The following is a 22,615-nucleotide window of genomic DNA, read 5'->3' on the forward strand; positions in this document are numbered from 1 at the left end:
GCCACCATGCACTCGGTGGCTTTCAACTATCAGTGGGAAGCTAACTAGCTACCCGTTCCAAGGCGCTCACCTTGGTAGCTGCCATCTAACACAGCTCTCCACCAAATCTCGTTATTTAAGTACCACTCAACCGTTTTGCGGATACCGCTTTCAAAGGTTTCTTGAGGGGTCCACCCCAACTCACGTTCTATCTTGCTAGCATCAATAGCATAGCGCATGTCGTGACCTGGGCGGTCCTGAACATATGTAATTTGTTCTGCGTACTTGGTTTCTTTCGGCTGTACGTCATCTAAAATTGCGCATATCGTTTGAACAACCTCGATGTTCTGCTTTTCGTTATGACCACCAATATTGTAGGTCTCACCAATTTCACCATTAAGTGCAACAACCACAAGCGCTCTAGCATGATCTTCAACATACAGCCAGTCGCGGATCTGATTTCCTTTACCATAAACTGGCAATGGCTTACCCGCTAGCGCATTAAGAATCACAAGTGGAATCAACTTTTCAGGAAAGTGATATGGGCCATAATTGTTTGAGCAATTTGTAACAAGCGTAGGAAGCTTATAGGTACGCAACCAAGAACGCACTAATTGATCTGAACTCGCTTTACTTGCTGAATACGGAGAACTAGGCGCATATGGCGTGGTTTCTGTAAAAAGTGGAAGCTGAGTACCAGGTGCTACTTCATCTGGATGTGGAAGGTCGCCATATACTTCGTCGGTAGAAATATGGTGGAATTTAAAGCCAGCCTTCTTTTCAGACTCTAAACCAGACCAGTATGCTCTTGCTTGTTCAAGTAGCGTGTAAGTTCCCACAACGTTTGTTTGAATAAACTCGCCTGGGCCGTCAATTGACTTAGTCAACATGAGATTCAGCAGCTAGGTGCATAATGATATCAGGCTGATGGGTATTCAAAACTCGCTTAACTTCGTCAGCATCACAGATGTCAACCTGTTCAAACGCGTATCGCTTATTATCTGACACCGAAGTAAGCGATTCCAAATTACCGGCGTAGGTAAGTTTGTCTAAGTTAATGACAGCGTGATCTGTATCGTTAATAAGGTGGCGCACTACCGCAGAACCAATAAAGCCTGCGCCCCCTGTTACTAAAATTGTTTTACTCATTTGTCTGTTACCAAAACTATTACTTGTTAGCGTTTACTTCATCTAACATTGTTGAAAGTTGTCTACGCCAGTGTGATGGTTTACACGAAGAAAACACTTCTCGTGTTGTTAATTTATCAAGTACACTGTAATGCGGTCGCTTTGCCGGAGTAGGATATTGACTTGAAGGGATGGGAAAAATTGGAATAGCGTTCTCTAGTATTCCTTTTTCAATGGCGATTTCTTGAATAGCCAACGCAAAGTCATACCAGCTCGCCACGCCTTCATCAGTCCAGTGATATACACCTATTGTTTTGCTCTCACCTGCGTGTAAACAAGCTTGAGCTAGTCCCATAGCCCAGGTTGGTGTACCGATTTGGTCATCAATAACGTTAAGCTGTGGTTTCTCAGCCATTAGTCGCAGCATTGTCTTAACGAAATTATTGCCATGACTGGAGTACACCCATGCTGTTCGTATTATGCAGCTAGCATTTGGCAGAATATCTAAAAGCCACTTTTCGCCTTCAGCTTTAGATTTACCGTATTCACCCTGAGGTTCTATCTTGTCATTAGTAAGGTAAGGAGAGCCCTTTAACCCATTGAAGACATAATCGGTAGACACATGCACTATAAAAGCATTGGCTTGTTTGCAGAATTCAGCCAAGTTTTTAACACCTGTCGCATTTATTGCGTGGCATGAATCTGCATCAGTCTCGGCGTTGTCCACAGCAGTATAAGCGGAGGCATTGATAACACTGTGTGGATTAAGTGGCGCAAGCGTTTCATTAATAGACTCACTTGATGTAATGTCTATGTCGCCTCGCCCTAAAAAGGTCACATCATGTGAGGTATCTTTAAGAATGCGCTGCAACTCGAAAGCCAGCTGACCAGATTTACCTATAACAACTATATTCATCAATAAACCTAAAACGTTGGGGCATTAACAAAGGCCAACCCTGCTTCGTCTTTTCCTGAAAGAGAGGGTTTTTCACCGTTTACCAATGGCCACTGAATACCAAGAGTAGGGTCGTCATACTTCACTGATATTTCAGACTCTGGGTGGTAGTAGTCGGTGCATTTATATACAAACTCTGCTGATTCACTTGTCACGTAAAACCCGTGAGCAAAACCAGCTAAGCACCCAAAGTTGACGCTTATTTTCTTCGGATAAAACAACACCAACCCAATTACCAAAAGTAGGAGAGTCTTTACGCATGTCAACGGCCACATCGAACACTTCACCACTTACAACGCGAACAAGCTTACCTTGGGTTTGTTGCATTTGATAATGAAGGCCGCGGAGTATTCCCTGACTAGACTTAGAATGGTTATCCTGAACAAATTCTACATCTGCGCATTCTTTTTTAAACCAATCCATTCTGAACGTTTCAAGAAAAAAACCTCGGTCATCACCAAAGACCTTAGGCTCTATAATCTTGACCCCAGGAATATTCGTTTCTACTACTTGCATTACGTTATGTACCTTGTTTTTATTCAGTGACCTGACAGGTCGTATTTACTTTACTCGATCTTTGATTACTTTTAGCAAGTAGGTTCCGTATCCGCTCTTTTTAAGTGGCTCGGCAAGACGTGCTAATTGCTCTGCATCGATGTAGCCCATTCTAAAGGCAACTTCTTCTGGGCAGCAGACTTTAAGACCCTGTCGCTTTTCAATTGCAGCGACAAAATTAGCAGCGTCGAGTAATGAGTCTAAGGTGCCTGTGTCTAACCATGCCGAGCCCCGCCCCATTAACTCCACTTTAAGGCTTCCCTCTTGCAAATAGAGGTTGTTGAGGTCAGTGATCTCCAACTCTCCTCGATGAGAAGGCTTTACTTGTTTTGCAAAATCTACAACGCGATTGTCGTAGAAGTACAAACCCGTAACCGCATAATTTGATTTCGGCGCTGTCGGCTTTTCTTCAATAGATAAGGCGTTCCAATTGTCGTCAAAGTCAACCACGCCGTAACGCTCTGGATCATTAACGTGATAACCGAACACGGTGGCACCCTCTGTCTGCTTGTAAGCATTTTGCAAAGACGATTTCAGGTCGTGACCATAGTAAATGTTATCGCCTAGCACCAAGGTACAACTGTCGTTGCCGATGAACTCTTCACCAATGATAAACGCTTGTGCTAGACCATCTGGAGACGGCTGCACAGCATATTCAACGTTAATACCGAGGTCGCTCCCGTCGCCGATCAACTCAATAAACCTTTGCTGTTCAGCGGGAGTTGTGATGATAAGAATATCCTTAATACCCGCCATCATTAACGTGGTTAAAGGATAAAAAATCATAGGTTTATCGTAAACAGGCATAAGCTGCTTACTCACTACTTTAGTCAGTGGGTGAAGTCTAGTGCCCGACCCGCCTGCTAGTATTATCCCTTTTCTAGAATTCATTAAAATATCCTTTACGCTTTTCAATATTCTCAGTTTATTTTGCTAACCGCTTTTCAATACTAAAAAAGCCGTTCTATTTAACCTTAATAGCTATTGATCACTTCCATTCGAGCTTTCTGTAATTCGTCAGATAATGACTCAGCTTCATCAGGAGAGCTTAGAATATAAGGTATTATCATGATGACAAGCTCTGTCCTACGCTGTTCCATATTGTCGCCACGGAATAACTTTCCGAGTAATGGTAACTTACCCAAGACTGGCACACCTACCTCACCTTCCCCTTCATTGGCTCTTATGAGACCACCAATTAAAACAGACCCGCCATCTCGCAATGTGAGTGAAGTCTGCAAGCTACGTGTTCTTATGGTTGGCGAGTTAATTGCACTAGAGTCAGTATTTACGGCTTCACTAAGCTCTTGTGATATTTCGATATCGACAAACCCGGTTGCATGCACGGTTGGTTTTATATCGAGTAAAACGCCTGTATCTTGATAGGAAACTTGCTGTACAACCTGAGCAGTATCGGTGACAGTACTTTGCACATTTTGCGTAATAATTGGAACACGGTCACCTACATCAATAGACGCTTCTTCGCCGCTCTTAACCATAAGTCGGGGACGAGAGCGAATGGTTGAGCGACTATTTTCGTAAAGAAAATTAAGTTGAGCTCTCGTATCGTTAGCCGTTTTCAGTGTGTAATTGAATCCACCACCGGAGTATCCAAGGCCACCGATTGTCTGACCGACCGCATTGAAAGAGTCTACAGATGACTTAAACAACCACTCGATAGCAGATTCTTCAGATTCTTCCAAACTTACCTCAGCAAGAATCACCTCGATCATTACAGAAGGCGCTGGCTTGTCTAACCGCTTGATCATTGGCAACGCTTGTAGCCAATCTTTACTGCTACCGCTGAACAAGATGGTGTTGAGCGTCTCATCCACCGCATAACGCCCTTTAATCGCTGTATCGAAATTGTTAGACGTACTGGTAGTTTGACGACTAGCACTTGGAGCTTGCCCAGTTCCATTTTCACCTTGGTTGCTATCGCGCGAAGTTAATACACCATTTGCTACACCCAACTGGTTTAGTAAATCGACAATATGAGCCGCTTGCGTACTTTGAACTTGGTAGCTAAACAGCCCACTTTGCACTTCCTTCTGTCTTTGGCTCTCGAGCTTTCTAGCCCACTGAAGAACATAATCTAAAACTTCTTCTGACTTGGCAAACACAATCAATTGATTTGTAGTCTCGAGAGGCAACAGCCTTACGGGTGAATTACTTACTCCTTCTCTTACGGTAAAACCCTCTGTTTGCAATATATTGAGGAGGTTTGTTGACAGCTCCGGTGCTCTGCTCACTACAGGCTGTATGATCGCGCTTTGCATTCCGGACATAGGTGGTTTATCCAACAAGCGGATCGCAGCAACAGCCTCCTTAACTTTTTGTGGCTTACCTTTAAGAATAAGCGCATTTTGAACAATATCCTCGCTGATATTAACTTCGTTTTTATTTGGGAAAAGTTGCGTAAGCAATGAACGAATTTCAGGCGTTCTAACCGCTGTAAGAGGGTAAATAAAAAACATCGGACGATTACCAGATGGCACCTCTGGAAGTGCCCTCCCAGACATCATTAAAGGTGTCTCTTCGGTAATATCTGAAGAATAATCAAAGACTAGCACGCCGTCACGCTCAAACGTGGTTATACCGTAGTTTGCGAGCGTTTTCGTGACTAAGATATAAAATTCTTTTTGAGAAAGCTTGCTATTTAAACGCAGAGTAATCAAATCAGGCGCTTTTTTGATAGAAGGCTGCATAATAAAATCAAGCCCCAGCTGATTACCATAAGCCTCATTGATAAAAACCCCTATTGGTAAATCATTGTAAGATTGCTGTTGTACCAACGTGTCTTTTAACTTAGGTACCATAATTTTCTCGGCTATATCTGCAGCCTCAGGGGTGCTGAACTGCGGAGGACGAACAACCAGAAATTCACTTTGTTCTCTCTCTTTACTTTCAATCAATGTTTGAGCAACGTCACCGGAGCTATTTTTTTCCACTCTTAGTGGCTTTGTGAAATCGGTATTGTCTTTCTTAGAGAGCTGATAGGCAGGCCCTCTCATGCTGGCGCAGCTTGCTAACGCAAAGATAGCTGTTATGCCTACGATTATTCTTGTCGCACCTTGCTTTGACACCCTACTGCGTTGTCGTTTTTCCATCTGTTTCTTTGAATTCATTTTTAACTACTAATCCCGCTTATTGAAACAAGGCTTGCTTTTGAGTTTCATTGTTTTCAGTGTTTTGCCAAATAATATAGTCAGCGTTTATTTCAAGTAATAACCAAGGAGATAACCAAGACTCTCCAGTCTTATATTCCATAGGCTCTATACCTTCAGGCAAAACCAATAATGCTTTGCTTGGTTTTGTTAATACTGTACCGACCAGTGTGGCGTCACCTAAAGAAAGTTTTTTATCTTCTGCTAGCTTCGCTAAACGTTCCTTTTCAGCGGCGGCTTCTGCAGCTTCCTCTTCTGCAGTCTTTAGGGGTTGATATTCATCGATTTTTCTTATTACTTTGCGCCATGAAAGAGTATCTATTTCTTTTGCTGTGAATTTGTCGAGCGACGCTTGTCTGTTTAACTGCTGCTGTGTACTCACCGTACTTACTAAGCCAGCTATAACAAAAAGCCCTCCCCAAAAAGCGAGCATATAGAAAGCGAATTTGTTCATTATTGGTCACTTATTGGTTTGAAAAGAAAATCAAGGACAACAGCAAAAGCCCCTCTTTCACTTGGACGATACCGAAATGAAACTACCCTTACTGTAGTATCACTTCCGTCCACTTCTTCTAAAATGGAATGAAAATTACGGTTATTGAGTTGCCCTTGAAGCTCAACTCTAACCTGCCATAGCGCCATATTTTGACTACCTATAGTATCGGTCCCAACCAAAGTGCTGCGAATACGCTCTACTTTCCGTATTGTTTGTTGCGCTCGTGATAATGCCTCTGCTTCTGCCACACTAACTGAAGAAGCGCTAGGTATCTGAGCTAAGAGTTGCTCAAGCTCTTCTGATGAATCTTTAACCTTTTCCTCACTTAGTTCCATACTAGCAGCAACTTCCAAGCGATTAAGCAAGCTTTGTTGTAAAAGCACTTCGCCTTTTAGCGATTCACTTTTATCGCTCAATGCTTTTAAACCACTGATACTTAAAATACCAACGATAATTAGAAGAAGCCATTGAAGCCTTTTGTTGCTTTTGAGTTCATCGATAGCCGGATGAGCGGTGATAGACTCCTTCATTATTTCTGAACTACCTCTAAAACCCATGTATTTGCTTTGCTATGAGGGCGAATTCCAACTTCAGTAAACAATTCAGTACCCTCTAAATCTGCAACCAACCTTGGAATTTCAATATCACCAAGCTCTAGTAAAAGCACTAGCCTTTTACCCTGCCATTCGATATTCTCGGCATCCCATTCTCCGTAATTCATCACAACTTGCGCGACGCTAGCGATAGCTTGTGGTAAGAAACCATTTTGTCGCCGCCAATTGTTTATAAGTTCAATTGTATTCTGCTGTGCTTGATATTTGCTTTGAAGCGCTAATTTATCACCTACTTCAATTTCAAGGTGATCGGTGGACGATTGAATGTTATTTTTTTGAATGACATAAGAAAAGGTGACACCCAACTGCCATATGAAAAAAGACGCTATTAAAAAAGCCATGATGAACAACCACGATATAGGTTTTGTAAGCCATTTATCGAAGTTACGCTTTACCCCCCAACCAGAGTTCATGCTCTCTGTAAACCTAAGTGGCAGCAATTTCTCGTTTGAAGCTATAGAACCTTCCATTGGCTCACAAGAAAGCATGACACCGTCTTTCCAATGCTGCTCATAGTAATAATTACTACCTTTAACCTGATGTAAGCCGTCACCTAGAGGCTGCTGAAGTGCTGTTTCGGGGACTCCTTTAAAGCGATTTGGCACAGCCCATACACTTATGCCAGCATGGCTCAAAAAGGTGTAACGATCCCCCTTATCAAAAGGAGACAACACCTTTGACTGTAACAGCCCCCATTCCTCGATTTGAGTAGGTTTCAAACTTGAAGGGAATGGTTTGAAAACATAAAATGCCGCAGAAGTATCGTCAATATCCACCGAGCTACCCCAAAAAATGGACTCTATGCGATCCATTACAGGAATAAGCCAGGGTAGTTTAGTATTCAAAAAGAGGGTGGAAATCATTAATTGTGCGCAGTTTTATTATTTGTATACAATACCAAACATTATAACGACATTTGCCCCAACAAAAAAACCACAAAGAGTGATTGAGTTTGGGCTATCACATTTTTTACCGAATCAAGGCAGAATTTTTGCGAAATGTACAATAGTAGTGAAAACACAGACCCACAAAATCGCATTCTTACGTCGCTGAGAAAATCATTACTTATTGACGAACAACAATACAATACCATTTTGCATTCAATGTCCGAACTCGGGCTGGACGTACTGTCTACGATTTCTAGACTAAGTTTTATCGCCGACGATGCCCTATTTCAGGAAACTGCAGCCACGCTAGAGATAGACTTTGTGAGTCGCGTTAGCGAGTGTCCCTCTGCCCAAAAAATTATAGATGGTAGCAGAGCCTGTGGACTAGATATCGATTGGTGTGTGAGCCATTCTATCTTTGTTGTAATGACCAACGACGAAGCTATCGTATACAGCGATAAGCCCTTCCAGCGTTCTAGTTTTCATGCGCTTAAGTTGGTTTTACAGGACAAACCTTACTCTCTAAAGCTGCTTACACCGGCTATGGCCATGGCGATTGTTGATGATATACAACGAGAACGGGCGGTATCTGAATTATTTGGACAAAGTACGTCGGATATTGCTGCGCTCGCAGAAGAAGCTCCCGTCATAAATCTCGTAAACAGTATTTTAGAACGTGCCATTTTCTCTGAGGCTTCAGATATTCACATTGAGCCAGGCAGTAAAAACATGGTTGTTAGGTTTCGTATAGACGGAAAATTGACAGAATTTATGCAACAGCCTGTATCGCGTTTTCAGGCGATAGCATCGCGCATAAAGCTGCTATCAGAACTTGATATTGCCGAAAGGCGCCTTCCACAAGATGGGAGGTTCACCACTCGCGCTGGAAAACGAGAATACGATGTTCGTGTATCTACAGCGCCGGACGTGAGTGGTGAATCTATTGTAATGCGTCTTTTGCCTAAGCAACGTGATGAACTTTCTATTGAAGGTCTTGGCTTTGCACAAGACCATTTAAACATGATTAGAAAATGGGGCAAGCTGAGTAACGGAATAGTACTGGTAACAGGGCCGACGGGTTCAGGTAAGTCAACTACGCTATACGCTTTGTTAGCTGATGTAAAAACAGGTGATGAAAAAATAGTTACTGTCGAGGACCCCGTAGAATATCAATTGGAGGGCATCACTCAGGTTCAAGCTAAACCAGAAATAGGCTATACCTTTGCCCGAGCGTTGAGGAGTTTTTTACGCCAAGACCCAGACATTATAATGGTAGGGGAAATTCGCGATAGAGAAACAGCCGATATTGCGATTCAGTCAAGCCTAACGGGGCACTTAGTACTTTCAACGTTACACACAAACGACGCATCCGCAGTGTTCCCTCGACTTGCTGACATAGGAGTAGAAACCTATTTAACAGCAGCAACGGTGCAAGGTGTGCAAGCTCAACGTCTAGTGCGCAAACTTTGCAGTGAGTGCGCAGAGCCCGTGCCAGCACCAAGTTTTCTTAATGACGACGAAGAAATGGCTGAGGCAATCAAAGGTGTAGATTCTCCAAATTGGAAAAAAGCGGTCGGTTGCTCTGCTTGTCATGGAAGAGGGTACCGTGGACGAATCGGTATTTATGAACTCATCTCTGTCACTCCTGAAATTAGACAACTGGTGGCTAGTCAAGCGTCCGTTACGGCTATACGTGAAGCCGCTAGAAAAGCTGGCTTTCGCTCTTTGCAAGCAGATGGTTTTATTAAGGCTGCGCAAGGTCTCACAACTATTGATGAGATCTTACGGGTGTGCTCATCTAATGAGGACAGCTAATGAAGTTCGAGTTCAGTGGCATCGATTTAACAACGCAACAAACCGTAAATGGCGATATTGACGCCATCAGTGAGGCTGAAGCATTAAGAGACCTTCAAAATAGAAGAATTGAAGTAGTATCTTTGCGGCCGTTTAAAGAAAGGCTAGGTCGTAAACGCAAGGTGTCCGTTGCTGATTTAGCATTGCCACTGCAAGAGATGGCCACGCTTACCGAATCAGGCGTTGTATTAGTTGACGCATTGAACGCGCTAGCAAAAAATAAAGAGCATGCTGGACTAGCATTAGGCTTCAAGAAACTTGCTTCGCTGATAGAAAGCGGCGAAAGTTTTTCGTCTGCAATAGAGCAATCGTCTTTGCCTTTTCCCGACTATGTACAATATTTGGTGAAAGCAGGCGAGATGAGTGGCGAACTTGCGTCCGCACTTAAAAATGCATCAAGCCAACTAAATTATGACCAAGCTCTTAAGAACGACTTGCGTTCTGCTCTCACCTATCCATTAGTATTAATTGGTTCGGGTATTGTGGCTATGATCATCATATTTTTCGCAGTAGTACCTAAATTTTCCCATTTGCTTGACGGAGAAAACGAACTTCCTACATTGGCTTATCTTGTTTTAAGTGCAGGAAAGTTTGCAAACGACAACCCTTACCTTCTATTTGGAAGTGCGTTTGTAGTGGTGTTTTTCGCCACTGCATTTTTTACCAACAAAGGAGTAAGGACAAAACTGGCTAACCTTGCCATAGATATGCCCATCGTTGGTCCATGGCTCGCTGAGCAAGATGCTGCCCGCTGGGCTTCTTTATGCGGGGCAATGTTAAGTGCAAAAGTAGGTTTGCTGAATGCATTAACGCTGGCGGCTCAGTCAAGTATATTTACGCGCCGTAAGCAGCGCGCACTGAAAATGGTTGACGATATTCAAAGTGGTGTATCTATGCCCGAAGCAATTGAGCGGGCAGGAACCTTGCCCGGTACATCGCTAAATTTAATATCAGTTGGCGACAAAACGGGTAAACTTGCGGAAATGATGCAGGCAATAGCAAAACTCCATGACGAAGCTTGCAAACGTAAAATGAAACAAGTGATGACGCTAATTGAACCCTTGGCAATTTTGGTTGTCGGTGTGCTAATAGGTGTCATGATTTTGGGTGTGGTACTGGCAATCACGGCATCTACAGATATGGCGTTATAGTATTACGTAAACTACTATGATTCGCTTTTCACTAATCATCAGATGAATAAAGGGTAATTAACTAAATGAAGCAAACTGAACGCGGCTTTACTATGCTGGAGCTATTGGTTGTATTGGTAATACTAGGCTTACTTGCAGGGTTAGTTGGGCCTCAATTTTTTGGACGTGTAGACGGCTCAAAAGTGCAGACTGCTGAAACTCAGGTGAAAATGCTTAAGATGGCGTTACAAACTTACAGATTGGATGTTGGTCAGTATCCAAGCGAGTTGACGCACCTTGCGTCTGCTCCAAGCAGCGCAGGCTCTCTTTGGCGCGGCCCCTACCTCGATGATGTTATACCGCTAGACCCTTGGAACAAGTCTTATCAATACCGTGTTGATGCCAATGCGCCGCAAGGTTTTTACTTATATAGCCACGGAGCCGATGGCAAAGAAGGCGGTGATGAATTAAACGCTGACGTAGGTTATACCCCTTCCCAAAGTGAATAATAGTTTTCAATCTAACAGGCATCACAAAGGCGGCTTTACTATGGTAGAGCTGCTCGTTGTTATGGTTATTATTGCGTTGCTGGGTGGCGTAGTAGTGCCCAATATTAGTCAATGGATAGAAAGTAGAGCACTTGCGCAGCAAAAAAAGAGCTTGGCCATCGAAATTGCCTCACTTCCTGCCAAAGCACATTTCTCGCAAACGGCAATAAGCATTACCGAAGCAAGCCAACTAAATACAAAACTGGATGGCGATATAGAGATAAAGCAGACCATTGAAGTGTTGAGTAATGGATACTGTTTAGGCGGAGCGTTAGCACTTGACTTAGCAGGTAGCCGATATCATTTCACTGTAACCCCTCCATTGTGTTTGCTGAGCCTAGATGAGTAATCAGTAAAATGTGCAATTCATATTCTGTCATCAAGCTCCCTCTCGCAAAACGTAGCAGTGCACGCCAAAGCAGAGGATTTACATTAATAGAAGCCTTAGTAGCGCTGGTAATACTCTCAGCAACGTTCACCGTCACATGGGGATGGTTTAATACTGCGGTTAGAAATACACAGAGTATTGAACGCGCTGTTAGGCTACCGCTTTTGTTCGACGAATTTATAGAACACCTCCGTCTTGTAAACTTAAAAAGCACGAGGAATGGCAATTTTGAAATAGAAGATTTTTCACTTTCATGGCGAGCCACAGAGAATCGTGTTTCGACAAACGAATATTATCGTAGGCAGCCCCAGTGGATAGTTACGCTTTTTGATATTCATGTCGATATATACAAAGAGGGGAATTTAGTCACTTCTTTTGATACTCAGCATGTAGCCCAGTGGCGAGATCCTAACTACGTTGAGAATCCATTTGATGGGTTATAGGTGAACTATAAATGATTACATTCAACAAAAGTTTAGGATTTACTATGGTTGAATTACTGGTTGTATTAGTAATTACCGGTATGACGACTTCGTTGCTGGTGACAGGACTAAGTACGACATGGCAAAACTTTGACCGACTCTCAAATAAAAATCTAACGCAAAGCCAAGGACAGCTTCCAAAAAGCTGGTTTATTAAGAGTGTGAATGCCGCCTTACTTGGCCACCCTGATAAACCGATGTTTGAAGGCACATCTGAAAGTTTTGTATTTACGACGTTTATGACACCGAATGACGCGTTAAAGCGTCCACAAGAGGTTACGTGGCAAATTAATACCAAAGGTGAAAACACTGTACTTAGTTTTTCTTATTATGAGTGGGGCCAAGCGAAGCGCCAGAACAAAGTTGATGTTTGGCAGTTTTCTGAATTCGCTTATATTACTTTCGAATATCTAGTGAGTGGTTCATGGAACGATAGCTTTTCACCCGAAAAAGGTGAATTACCAAAGGCGATACGCATAAAAAGTGATACACAGGTATGGGCAATGGCAACAGTGCACAGGCCAACAATGGCCGACATGCCACCAGAGATTCCAATGTTTGGTAAGTATGAATTCTAAGAGCGTACAAAAGCAGAAAGGTATAGCACTCCTTGCTGTTTTAGCAGTGAGTGTAACTTTGAGCATTCTTATTGGTGCTGCCACCGTTGTGATGCAAAAACAATTATCAATCAGTGAAGACGCTAGGGAACTTGCTGTAGGGAAGGCCGCTGTGCATGCAAAGACGCAGGAATTAATCTATCTTCTTTCTACACAACGAGTAACTAGGGCAGGTGTAAGTAAAGGCAGCATGGAAAACTTCTCTGCTAAAGTAGATGGTGTTTTTACAACATTACTTACAGGCGATGAAATTCGTGCCGACGGCCATAAATACATTGAAGGTACCGATGAATTACAGATTACATATAGTATACAAGCCACAAATGGTCTAATACCGATTAATTCTGCCGAGCAGTTTTGGTTGAAGAAATGGCTTAAGGGGTATGGTGTCGATAATTTTACAGCACAGAAATTAGCAGACTCTCTTGCCGATTTTGCCGATGAAGATAACTGGACGAGACCATCAGGTGCTGAAACTTTTTCCTATAATAGAAATAATTATGCTCCCCCAACCAACTTTCTCATGCAAACATGCAGCGAACTATACTCGGTAATGCATTGGAACGATGCAATCAAACAATATAAATTGGACCTGTCTGAATGCAGTGTGTCAAGGTCTGGGATAATAAACATCAATGCTATCAATGAAAACTTGATAAAACGGTTACTATCTGACAGTGGGCTTGAGCGAGCAAAGGTCAGGGAAGCGAACAGATGGATAATAAATGCCCAAGAGGCATCTTTAACTATTTCATCACTGACGGGCGTTGACGACAACCGCTTCACTGTGACAGCTAAGAGCCAGTTTATTATCGAAGTTAGCGGGTTGTATTCCACACAAAAAGTGGCTTTGACAATTGGATTGGGAAGCATCACACCCATAACCTATGCCTTGCGCTAAAGCCAAAATACTAATGAAAAGACATCGTCAACTAGTGCTGTTGGCAACTAATTGCAAAGAAATATGGAATTGCAAAAAATTAGTAACGCTTAAGTTGTAAAAAACCAAGCGATCCATTATTCTGGACGGTGCTAGATATTGCTAGCGCAATAACACGAATAAGAAAGACACGAGTTTTGTGCAAAAATAAAGCACTTAATTCTGGGGAATGTCACAAATAATTCATAAATGCATTCTGATTGACAGGATTAGCATAAATAGTTGATTACGTGCGTTTCGTAGTGTAATTTATTTTCGTGAGTCCGGTGCTTTGCCACTATGGACAACGTGGCTTACGCCGAACTTTAAAAATCAAACTATAGTTACACTCTTGCAGGAGTTATACATGTTAAACAAAAAAATTCTTGCTGCAGCTATTGCAGCATCGCTATCAACTGGAGCACTTGCTGCTGACCTAGACGCAGATACAACAGTTGTAACATACGCGTCTGAGCTACTTCCAGACACAGCAACTATGTCAGTTAACGTTAGCAACGAGCTAGACTCGACGGCGGAACTAGGTTTCACTATCGGTGCAGGCACATCTAAGTACGTCCGCATCGATCTTGAAAATGCAATTTTTGGTGCAAACGTAGCGTTGACTGTTCCTGATACGGCTGCACCAGCCGTTACTATCAACGGTATCGTTTCTGCTGGTGGTGCAGGTTCTGACTTCGTTATTTTTGAAGTAGCTGCGCTTGGCGATGATATCGCGGCTGACGCTGTTGTTACATTGACTGCTGATTCTTATAACGTTTCTACTTCAATGACTTCAACTATTCAGTACCGTCTTTTTGAAACTGCAACTCAAGCAGTTAACGAAACAGACCTGCTTAAAGATACTGGCGAAAAAGACTTCACCACTACTGGTACTGGTCTAACTGGTAACATCTTTGTAGCAAACGATGTAAACTCGTTGCTAGAAGACGAATTCAAACAATTTGAAGGCCCAACAGTTACTGCAACTGTAGGTTACATCGATACTTCTTTGGTTAACACCCTTGAAGATGGCGTAACGGCTAATGGTATTCTTGCTCCAGCTACTGGTGCACAAGTTGTAGCGGCTGATCTAATCACTGCTGCTGACGAAGACTTCACTGTTGCTTTCGGTGGCGATTTCTCATTCGGTGATTGGACACTTGACACAGCAGCTGACTGTGCGACTTCAACTACTGCTGACTTAGATGAAACACTTGACCCAGTAGCGGTTGACGTGACTGCTGCTGTACTTAACGGCGACGAGCACCACCTTTGTGTTACGGTTGACGGTACTGAAATCATCAACAAAGGTTCATACACTGCATCTGTCGAGAGCGCAGACGGCACTTCTGTAGACCTTTCAGGTGACTTAGGTACTATTTCTTACGATACAATTACAGTTGAAATCCCATACGTTACTACGTTTGAAGATTACAACCAGCGTCTAATTCTTCGCAACACTAGCGGTACGCCTGTAGATTTCACTATCTCGTTCAGCACTGAAACTGGTGTAGAAGCAGATACCACAGGTAAAGACGTTGGCGGTACTATCCCTGCGAACGGCGTACTTATTAAGAAGATGACTGACTTCGTATCATTCGAAGGTAGAACTCGTGGTTCAGCGACTGTAGAAATCGAAGGTCTGGAAGAAAACATCCAAGCTGCGACTCAAACAGTTAACTCAACTGACGGCGCAACGGATACAGTTATCCTAAACGCTAACTCTGTGACTGCTTTTGTAGCGACTCCATAATTGTGAGTCTTAATTACATACTTGTTATGTAACAACAAAGAGCCCCTCCTTTGAGGGGCTTTTTTATTGGCTAAATTTCAGTAGAAGTTTAAAAACATTAAATTTGAACGCACGTATAGACTTGGTTCGAGAAGAGTTAAACGGGAATATTTGACGTGTCAACATCAAAACAGCCAAACACTAAACTACTCACTGGCATCCCTCGGTCAGGCACAACACTTTGTTGTAAATTGCTCAATCAATGCGGCAATACATTGGCATTGCACGAACCAATAAACCCCCAAAAACTGACATCGGTAACACCTGTTACCGCCGCAAGTGAAATAAAAAGCCAAATACAACAAATACGACATTCGCTCATGTCAAACCAAGCTATAGAGCATGGTGACAAGGCAGGGGTAGATTTGGATAACCCGATAGGCTTGGGTACTAACGAGACTGGTCTACGACTTCAAAAAGCTACACGCGGCCTTGTAACCCTTCCTACGATTGACAACACTACTGGGCTATACATCAAACAAAATGCGTTGTTTGCAGCCCTTGCAGAACCTCTTACAGCCAATTTTGACATGTTTGCAATTATTAGAAACCCAGTTGATGTACTTCTTTCATGGATGACCGTAGACTTACCAGTAAATAAAGGCAGGCTTCCAGCGGGAGAGAAGTTCGACAAACGTCTAGCTGAGTTGCTTCGTAAAGTGCCGTCCGTTATCGAAAGACAGATTACTATCTATAGCTGGTTTGTTTCACGGTATCAAAGTGCTGATCTCACTACCATTAGATACGAAGACATAATCCAAAGCCAAGGCCAAGCGCTTTATGGCCCTCTAGGGTTGAATAACACCACAGAGCTATCTATACCACAGCGCACTTTTTCTAGAGAAGTTCTGCAAAGTATTACTTCTCAATTAATGAGAATAAAAGTAATCGGTAATCAGGCGGGTTACGACGATGAATTTATGATGGAACGTGTAGAAAGTCTGTCTTTGTAATAGCCTATTGCCATAAGTCAAACCTATGCCATTATTAATTTGTCGGTAAGTAGCAGATTCTTTGCAACAACATGTTGCTTACTGACCGAGCAAGCGCTTTTTACTAAATGTTTTTTATCTTTTGATTGTGGTCTATTGTCGCTAAGCTAATAATTTGTACTAATGGTGCGTCTACCTCAATTAACTTGATAGCTCCACTCTACATATAGCGCGCCAGGTCCTTTACAGGCGTCCTTCCTTTGACCAACTATAAAAGAAGCAAATAAGCTTGGTGAAATATATTTTATTACCTGTGTGGATAAAATTGCCTTTGGGAGTAAGTAGTTTTGAAAGCAAAAATAAAAAAACTAATAAAAAAATATAGAAAAACTGAACCCATAGAGCAAGACATTGTTATTACAGACAACGGCCATAACAACACTATCGATATAGAAGATACTAGTTGCTTCAAAGCCTCTCAAATAGTAATAAACGGAAACAACAACCAAGTAAACATTGCCAAAAACAGGGTTATTAGGGGTCTCTCAGTTGTAATAAATGGAAATAATAAGTCGTTTATTATAGACGGTGGCGTGAGAAACATAGTGAACCTCAAATTTGAGTCTATTCGAGGAAGTAATCAAGAAGTACGCATTGGAAAAAACTTTAGCTGTGGTGGTCTACAAATAAGAATGAACGATGGTGATGAGCGTTGCTTTATAGGGGATGACTGCTTATTTTCATGGGATATCAAAATACGCACATCTGATGGACATTCAATTGTAGACTTAGACACTAACAAGGCCGTTAACCTACCTGAAGATGTGCTCATAGGCGATCGAGTGTGGTGCTGTGAAGAAGTGAGCTTTTTAAAAGGAAGTCGTATAGCAAACGATTGTGTTATTGGAACCCGGGCACTTATCACTAAGTCTTTTACAAATAGTAATGTAGTGATAGCTGGTTCACCCGCCAAAATAGTTAAGCACAATATTGGATGGCACAGAGATATGCCCTATCTCCATAATGAAAAGCAATATTAGACGTGGTAAAGGGGAGTTAACTCCCCTTTACACAGGCTACTGCAGAGGCGATTAAACTTAAACTGCGATTTAATGCGTAGAAAAAGCCTCGTCAAATTTTGTGCGTAGTCCTGACTTGGACAACGACGCCTCACCGTTATGCATGGATGTTATCTGGGTAAGTGTCGCCTTTGAAAGCTCATAGTTCTTATTTGAAATTGCGCAATTTAGAAGTTGATTCCAAAAGTGAACTTTCTTTGGCCAAATGTTTACCATATTAAGAAGGATAGACTGTGCTTCATCAAACTTTTTGTCTGCCATCAAACTGTCTACGCTTGCCAGCGAGTCTTTGACGTCAAGACGTTGCTTATTATAAAGGAAGGTTTTATCTACTAAAAAGTCCAATGCATACCTGTGAAGCGTCTCAGACTGCTCTTCAAAAATACCTTCTAACGCAGTAAGCATTAATTTAAACGGAATAGCGAAGTACATAAAGCACGCCTGGTAGGTTTTACTTTTCTGAACCTCAATGTATTTGTCGCGGTAATGGTGGGTCTTAATTTGCCAGCCAAGAGTATCACCAACCTCAAACTTTTGGTTATTAGCCAAATATCGACCTAATGGGTCTCTGTTTGTAGACAAATGAACCCCACATTCTGGTCTTAATCTGAAGTCTTCAGGCACCATATGCCCCTTTCGCTTCATAATTAAGTACAAAATATGTTCATCGTTTGTACGCCTTAAATCGAGATCTGAGATGTCTGGTAACGGGTACATTTGTTCAAATCGAAAAAAATGTAGTCCTGTTAGTCTAGGCTGGTCATTTTTTATTGGTAAACGAATGATGTTACTGAATGGTAGATCAAAGCGCTTCATGTAGCCTGTATGCGTTTTGAGTATATCGTCCAATATCATTAGATCAATATCGCCAATATAAACAAATTCTGCAAGTATTTCGGGCACTTCTAAAAACCTGACCACGTTAGGTGTGCAGTCAACATTGCCTTCAATAACTTTACTTTGTCTTATTAAAAATGAATCACCGAATGTCGAACGAAGCTGAGTAATACCTGCTTCATACTTAAGATTGAAGTTGTTTAAATCTTCAACGGCGATTTCGATTTTCGCCTCTGGGTTTGAATTTAGCGCAAAAGTTATGTAAGGCAGTACGAAAATGTCGTAATTGATATCAGCATAAGTAAAAATGAGAAGCTTATTTTCCATAAAAGATGAGGTTGCCTTGTCAGTTCCAATATATTTCTACGCTCTCACGGTCAGAGGTTGAGCGCTTACTTCTTGAGACATGATACATCTTTGAGCACAAACCTTATAGTGAAACTGCTATTTTTACAGTCTACTTCCCGTCAAATAGCAACCAGAACCAAACATGTTTTTATACTCATTAGCTCTCGAAGGGTTATTTGAGATACCCATTTTAAAAAGTAACGGTCAGACAAAAAACATAAACCGTTATCATAAACGAACTGTTTTGTTTGAAACTCAACAAAGATAGCTACTGACAAAACACTTACTTCTAGTCAGTATAAATTGATTCAGGGTACTTTCGTTACGTTGCAGTTCAATTCGCACCTAAGTAGACTGTGCGACAATATTTCGAAGCGAAGTGAATCGCAGTTTAATAACAAAGCGATTTCAATTGTTGCATCCCAATTTACACGTTTAATCACTGTGCTGTGAAGACGTTTAAAAAAATGCATTCTTTTAACGTAACCAGATTTATAAATATGAAATCAATTAATGTTTTAGCAAGCGTAAAGAAGCCAAATTCTGAGAAAGGGAATCTTGGAGATTTGTTCGGCTACATGTTAATGGAGTATTACGCTAAACAATATTCCCTGTCCGTAAATCGTTTAGGTGTAGACGACGAGCTTGTGAGTGACACCTTTGCAGTCGTTGGAAGCATCATTCACTTGTGTCAGAAAAAAGCAAAGTTGGCGAGCGAAGACTTAAAACTAATTGTGCTAGGATGCGGATTGATTAAGGGTGACAAAATGCCGCAGAATGACAGAATAGAATATGTCGGAGTCCGTGGCCCAAGCACCAGAGAACTTTTACCGACTAAAACAGAGGTTATGTCAGATCCAGGCTTGCTACTGTCAAAAATGTTCCCATTACCAAATAATCATAAATGCGATGAAGTAGGATATATTATTCACAGCGTTGACAGAGAACATTTTTTTGCGATGTACCCTGAAGCGAGAAAAAATCTGATAAATAATTATGCAAATTATGAAGATTTTCTCGAGCAATTATCTCGATACAAATACGTTGTTTCTAGTAGCCTACACGGCGTTATATTTTGTCACGCATACAACATTCCGGTTTGCTCAATTCGAGTCACTGACAAAATAATCAGCGATAATTTTAAATACACTGATTATTATCACTCGATAGGTCACACTGCATTTAAAGCAAGACAACCAATAGATGAAAAAACTGAATTTAAACAATTAGTTATTGACGAATGGCAACCAACAAAAGAGAAAATTGCTTCAGTGCAAGAAAGACAAGAGCAAGTCATTCGACATGCGATAGAAACGTTTGCAATAGATGGTACTCAAGATTAACGCCTAGCGCGTATTGCTGACCAGACCTCAAAAAACTCTGCGCTACTTATAGCCTAGTGCATCGATTCTACTGCCAGGTTTTCGATGCACTTTTTTCATGTTTAGATAAAGCCTCAGTTAAAGCCTTACACTTTTTTACGGACTATGTAGCTTCTTAACTACACTGCAGCTTAAAATTCATTAACAGTTGATTTGCCGCAACCTGACAAGTACCATGCCCAAGAAAGGTATTTGGAACACTGTAAAAAAGGATTTTATGCTATGGATAGCAAGATCGCGTTTGATCTCGTTGTTAAGGATAACGAACAAGTAACTAACCTCGTTGAATTCTATAAATCCTCCCCTTCTTTTGAGATTAATTACAATACACCATTAAACATTTCGTTCGACCAAGAAATTCCTAATTATGAAACAGTCCGCGACCACTGGAATGAGCAAGTTTCAAAATTTCGAAGTCGTAAGAAATATAAGAAAAGCAATATCCGTGAGAAAAATGCATCTACTGATGAGCTCACAATTTATCGTCTCCCTGGCGCATTAGTGTTTTCCGAGAAATTATTCATTTCTAATTTTGCAGGCGAAATACCAAGGGCCACCCTGCTTGGTATTAAGTCGTTCAGAAGCGAAACGTATTTTGAGCACAAGAGCTATGATGATTTAGTCGAGGTATTACACCAAAAAAAGCGACTTAAAACTAACTGCGTCAATTTTCGCTTCTCACCGGAGCGTGTAATATTGTTATCCTCTGCAATACAGAGAAACTACTATCACTGGATGGTTGAGTGTTTACCCAAAATGGCCCTTTTTAAACCATTGTTGAATGAAGACCCTGGTTTGAAAGTGCTGATAAATGCTAATTTGCCTAGATTTGCTTTTGATTCTTTGGCGCTGATGGGACTCCCCAAGGAAAGAATCGTTACTGTAAAAAACGTAACTGCTTATCCAGAGTTAACTTTTGCTTCACGAATTTCCTTTTCCAATCAAAGTATATCCCCACTGGTAAATGATTTTTATCAAGATTTAACTAAGTCTTTGTTTGCAAGAGATGTGTCTACTTGCGATTTGCCCAAACGAATTTACATTTCTCGTAAAAACTCGAGTATGCGGCAAGTCATTAACGAAGACGAACTAATGGTGAGTTTACGTAAACTCGGCTTTGAAATTATCGATAACGAACGTTTCAGTTTGTTTGAACAAGCTCAAATTTTTCACAATGCTGAATTCATAATTGGAGCCCACGGTGCAGGGCTCGCCAACCTTGTATTTTGTCAACCAAAAACTAAAGTGATTGAGCTGATTCATGATGAATTTAAGCAGGGTATTACCAGCTATGCATCACTTGCTGAATTATTCTCTCTGGAATATTACCTTTATGTAAGCCAAGCAGATGCTGATCTGAGCCCCAAAAGCGGAGCCAGCTGCCATTTTTATGCAGACCTAAACATGATTGACTCGTTGGTGAAAAAGTTGCTTTAGCAACTAAATCTCAACATTATAACTTTGCCCAGTATCCTTGACGGTAAGTACGATATTCTCGATATTTTGATGTTTATGCAACGAGACAGAAAAGCCGACAAATCGCTCTCTTGGAAACCTAACAGAGGGAAAAAGCGGAGTTAATTCACTCGCGATAAGATCACGATAAGCCTTTCCGTTTACTGCAACCTCTAATTCGACTGGATTAGAGGCCTTTGTGCGGTATGCTATTCCCCTTAATTTTCTATCTTTAGACACAGCTGCGTAAATATATGTCCACGCTTTCTGCTCACGCTCTAAAGTTTCTCTTTCTGCCAATAAGTTAATCGCTGACGTGTATAGTTGCTGGTCTAGGGTATTTTGCTCTTTTATTCGCGCCAGTGTTTCCGCGTCAAGATCATCTACATCACTGACTTTCTTGTCATTTTCATTAAATTTAGCCTCTTCCACTTTAATAGCCATTTGGCTATCCAAAAGAGCTAAGGACTGTGAATATTGCTCAGTTATACCTACAAACCCTATGAGGCTTATCGGTAATGCGTTGAGAAAGCGATGTTGGGAATTTTTCGCATTATTTGAATTTAAAAAGTTCTCTATTGTGACATCACAGTTCCCCCAACGCGCCTCGTGATTAAAATGTGAAATTACCCTAGCGACCGGGTCGCGGACAAACGTCACCATATTTTGAGGCTCTGCAATCCCTAAATATTTAATTAAGTGCATGTGGCCACAAAGCCACGTATCACGGTTAGAAAGCGATTCTTTTAACGCATAAAGATCATTACTATGATACACATGTTCATTGACAATAACGGATGTATGCTCTTTACCGTCGCCATAATCCCTTATCACATGCTCATTCTTTTCTAAAGACGCTCTAAAGCTAGTACCCGCCGTTTTGGGAATATGTATGAAAACTCTCAGCGCGTTGTCTTTTTTGTTTGTCAGCGTTAACAGCAGGCGCTTCAAGCGCTGCATAATAAATAATTTGATAACCAACCCTTACTTAACTTTTTACTCAAAGAACGAAGACAGTACTTTGTCTGACACTATCCTTTGGTACTCATTTCTCTCTGCAGTCATATTGTA

Annotated in this window: 20 protein-coding genes and 2 pseudogenes; 12 read left to right on the forward strand and 10 right to left on the reverse strand. The window is 41.6% G+C overall.

The annotated features are described in order from the left end of the window. Positions 1-44: 44 nt before the first annotated feature. From rfbB to V6N89_RS18485, 8 genes and pseudogenes are all read right to left on the reverse strand, one after another. Positions 45-1,128, reverse strand: a pseudogene (rfbB, locus tag V6N89_RS18450) (dTDP-glucose 4,6-dehydratase). A 19-nt stretch (positions 1,129-1,147) separates the two neighbouring features. After that, positions 1,148-2,023, reverse strand: coding sequence for a dTDP-4-dehydrorhamnose reductase (rfbD, locus tag V6N89_RS18455; protein WP_338518878.1), 876 nt, complete (start codon positions 2,021-2,023; stop codon positions 1,148-1,150). 8 nt (positions 2,024-2,031) lie between these two features. Beyond that, positions 2,032-2,578: pseudogene (gene rfbC / locus V6N89_RS18460) on the reverse strand (dTDP-4-dehydrorhamnose 3,5-epimerase). Between the two features lie 45 nt (positions 2,579-2,623). Next, positions 2,624-3,508 (reverse strand): glucose-1-phosphate thymidylyltransferase RfbA, encoded by an 885-nt coding sequence (gene rfbA, locus V6N89_RS18465; protein ID WP_338518880.1) that lies wholly within the window; start codon positions 3,506-3,508, stop codon positions 2,624-2,626. A gap of 83 nt (positions 3,509-3,591) precedes the next feature. Beyond that, positions 3,592-5,745, reverse strand: coding sequence for a secretin N-terminal domain-containing protein (locus V6N89_RS18470; RefSeq protein WP_338518881.1), 2,154 nt, complete (start codon positions 5,743-5,745; stop codon positions 3,592-3,594). A gap of 19 nt (positions 5,746-5,764) precedes the next feature. After that, on the reverse strand, positions 5,765-6,238 hold the full coding sequence (locus V6N89_RS18475) for a hypothetical protein (protein ID WP_338518882.1): 474 nt from the start codon (positions 6,236-6,238) through the stop codon (positions 5,765-5,767). Continuing rightward, positions 6,238-6,837, reverse strand: coding sequence for a hypothetical protein (locus V6N89_RS18480; RefSeq protein WP_346993080.1), 600 nt, complete (start codon positions 6,835-6,837; stop codon positions 6,238-6,240). The genes V6N89_RS18475 and V6N89_RS18480 overlap by 1 nt, the downstream gene beginning before the upstream one ends. Beyond that, entirely contained in the window at positions 6,810-7,739 is a 930-nt protein-coding gene (locus V6N89_RS18485; protein ID WP_338518885.1) for a hypothetical protein, read from the reverse strand. The genes V6N89_RS18480 and V6N89_RS18485 overlap by 28 nt, the downstream gene beginning before the upstream one ends. A gap of 153 nt (positions 7,740-7,892) precedes the next feature. Here V6N89_RS18485 and V6N89_RS18490 point away from each other — a divergent pair, with 153 nt between their 5' ends. From V6N89_RS18490 to V6N89_RS18535, 10 genes are all read left to right on the forward strand, one after another. Further along, positions 7,893-9,596 carry a GspE/PulE family protein gene (locus V6N89_RS18490; protein ID WP_346993081.1) on the forward strand — a complete coding sequence of 568 codons (1,704 nt, stop codon included), beginning with the start codon at positions 7,893-7,895 and terminating at the stop codon, positions 9,594-9,596. After that, the gene (locus V6N89_RS18495) at positions 9,596-10,786 is read left to right on the forward strand and encodes a type II secretion system F family protein (protein WP_338518890.1); all 1,191 of its coding nucleotides are present in this window, start codon (positions 9,596-9,598) and stop codon (positions 10,784-10,786) included. The genes V6N89_RS18490 and V6N89_RS18495 overlap by 1 nt, the downstream gene beginning before the upstream one ends. A gap of 65 nt (positions 10,787-10,851) precedes the next feature. Continuing rightward, positions 10,852-11,274 (forward strand): type II secretion system major pseudopilin GspG, encoded by a 423-nt coding sequence (gspG, locus tag V6N89_RS18500; protein WP_338518892.1) that lies wholly within the window; start codon positions 10,852-10,854, stop codon positions 11,272-11,274. A 40-nt stretch (positions 11,275-11,314) separates the two neighbouring features. Then, positions 11,315-11,662, forward strand: a complete 348-nt coding sequence (locus V6N89_RS18505) for a hypothetical protein (protein WP_346993082.1) — start codon at positions 11,315-11,317, stop codon at positions 11,660-11,662. Positions 11,663-11,670: 8 nt separating this feature from the next. Further along, a complete protein-coding gene (locus V6N89_RS18510; protein WP_338518896.1) occupies positions 11,671-12,144 on the forward strand; it encodes a PulJ/GspJ family protein in 474 nt (157 codons plus the stop codon). Positions 12,145-12,155: 11 nt separating this feature from the next. After that, entirely contained in the window at positions 12,156-12,761 is a 606-nt protein-coding gene (locus tag V6N89_RS18515) for a type II secretion system protein (RefSeq protein ID WP_338518898.1), read from the forward strand. Further along, positions 12,751-13,701, forward strand: a complete 951-nt coding sequence (locus V6N89_RS18520) for a hypothetical protein (protein WP_338518900.1) — start codon at positions 12,751-12,753, stop codon at positions 13,699-13,701. Before V6N89_RS18515 ends, V6N89_RS18520 begins: the two co-directional genes overlap by 11 nt. A 385-nt stretch (positions 13,702-14,086) precedes the next feature. Then, on the forward strand, positions 14,087-15,472 hold the full coding sequence (locus V6N89_RS18525) for a hypothetical protein (RefSeq protein WP_338518901.1): 1,386 nt from the start codon (positions 14,087-14,089) through the stop codon (positions 15,470-15,472). A gap of 155 nt (positions 15,473-15,627) precedes the next feature. Beyond that, complete coding sequence (locus V6N89_RS18530) at positions 15,628-16,464, forward strand: hypothetical protein (protein ID WP_338518902.1); 837 nt, start codon at positions 15,628-15,630, stop codon at positions 16,462-16,464. 326 nt (positions 16,465-16,790) lie between these two features. Continuing rightward, on the forward strand, positions 16,791-17,483 hold the full coding sequence (locus tag V6N89_RS18535) for an acyltransferase (protein ID WP_338518904.1): 693 nt from the start codon (positions 16,791-16,793) through the stop codon (positions 17,481-17,483). 69 nt (positions 17,484-17,552) lie between these two features. Here the strand turns inward: V6N89_RS18535 and V6N89_RS18540 are convergent, their stop codons facing one another. Beyond that, entirely contained in the window at positions 17,553-18,686 is a 1,134-nt protein-coding gene (locus V6N89_RS18540) for a hypothetical protein (RefSeq protein ID WP_338518905.1), read from the reverse strand. A 521-nt stretch (positions 18,687-19,207) separates the two neighbouring features. Here V6N89_RS18540 and V6N89_RS18545 point away from each other — a divergent pair. Both V6N89_RS18545 and V6N89_RS18550 read left to right on the forward strand, forming a co-directional pair. Continuing rightward, positions 19,208-20,050, forward strand: coding sequence for a polysaccharide pyruvyl transferase family protein (locus tag V6N89_RS18545; RefSeq protein ID WP_346993083.1), 843 nt, complete (start codon positions 19,208-19,210; stop codon positions 20,048-20,050). A gap of 261 nt (positions 20,051-20,311) precedes the next feature. Further along, a complete protein-coding gene (locus V6N89_RS18550) occupies positions 20,312-21,526 on the forward strand; it encodes a glycosyltransferase family 61 protein (protein WP_338518909.1) in 1,215 nt (404 codons plus the stop codon). Between the two features lie 3 nt (positions 21,527-21,529). Here the strand turns inward: V6N89_RS18550 and V6N89_RS18555 are convergent, their stop codons facing one another. After that, positions 21,530-22,525 carry a sulfotransferase family 2 domain-containing protein gene (locus V6N89_RS18555; RefSeq protein WP_338518910.1) on the reverse strand — a complete coding sequence of 332 codons (996 nt, stop codon included), beginning with the start codon at positions 22,523-22,525 and terminating at the stop codon, positions 21,530-21,532. Between the last annotated feature and the right edge of the window lie 90 nt (positions 22,526-22,615).

Source organism: Alteromonas gracilis (genome assembly GCF_036870955.2).
Lineage (GTDB): Bacteria > Pseudomonadota > Gammaproteobacteria > Enterobacterales > Alteromonadaceae > Alteromonas > Alteromonas gracilis_A.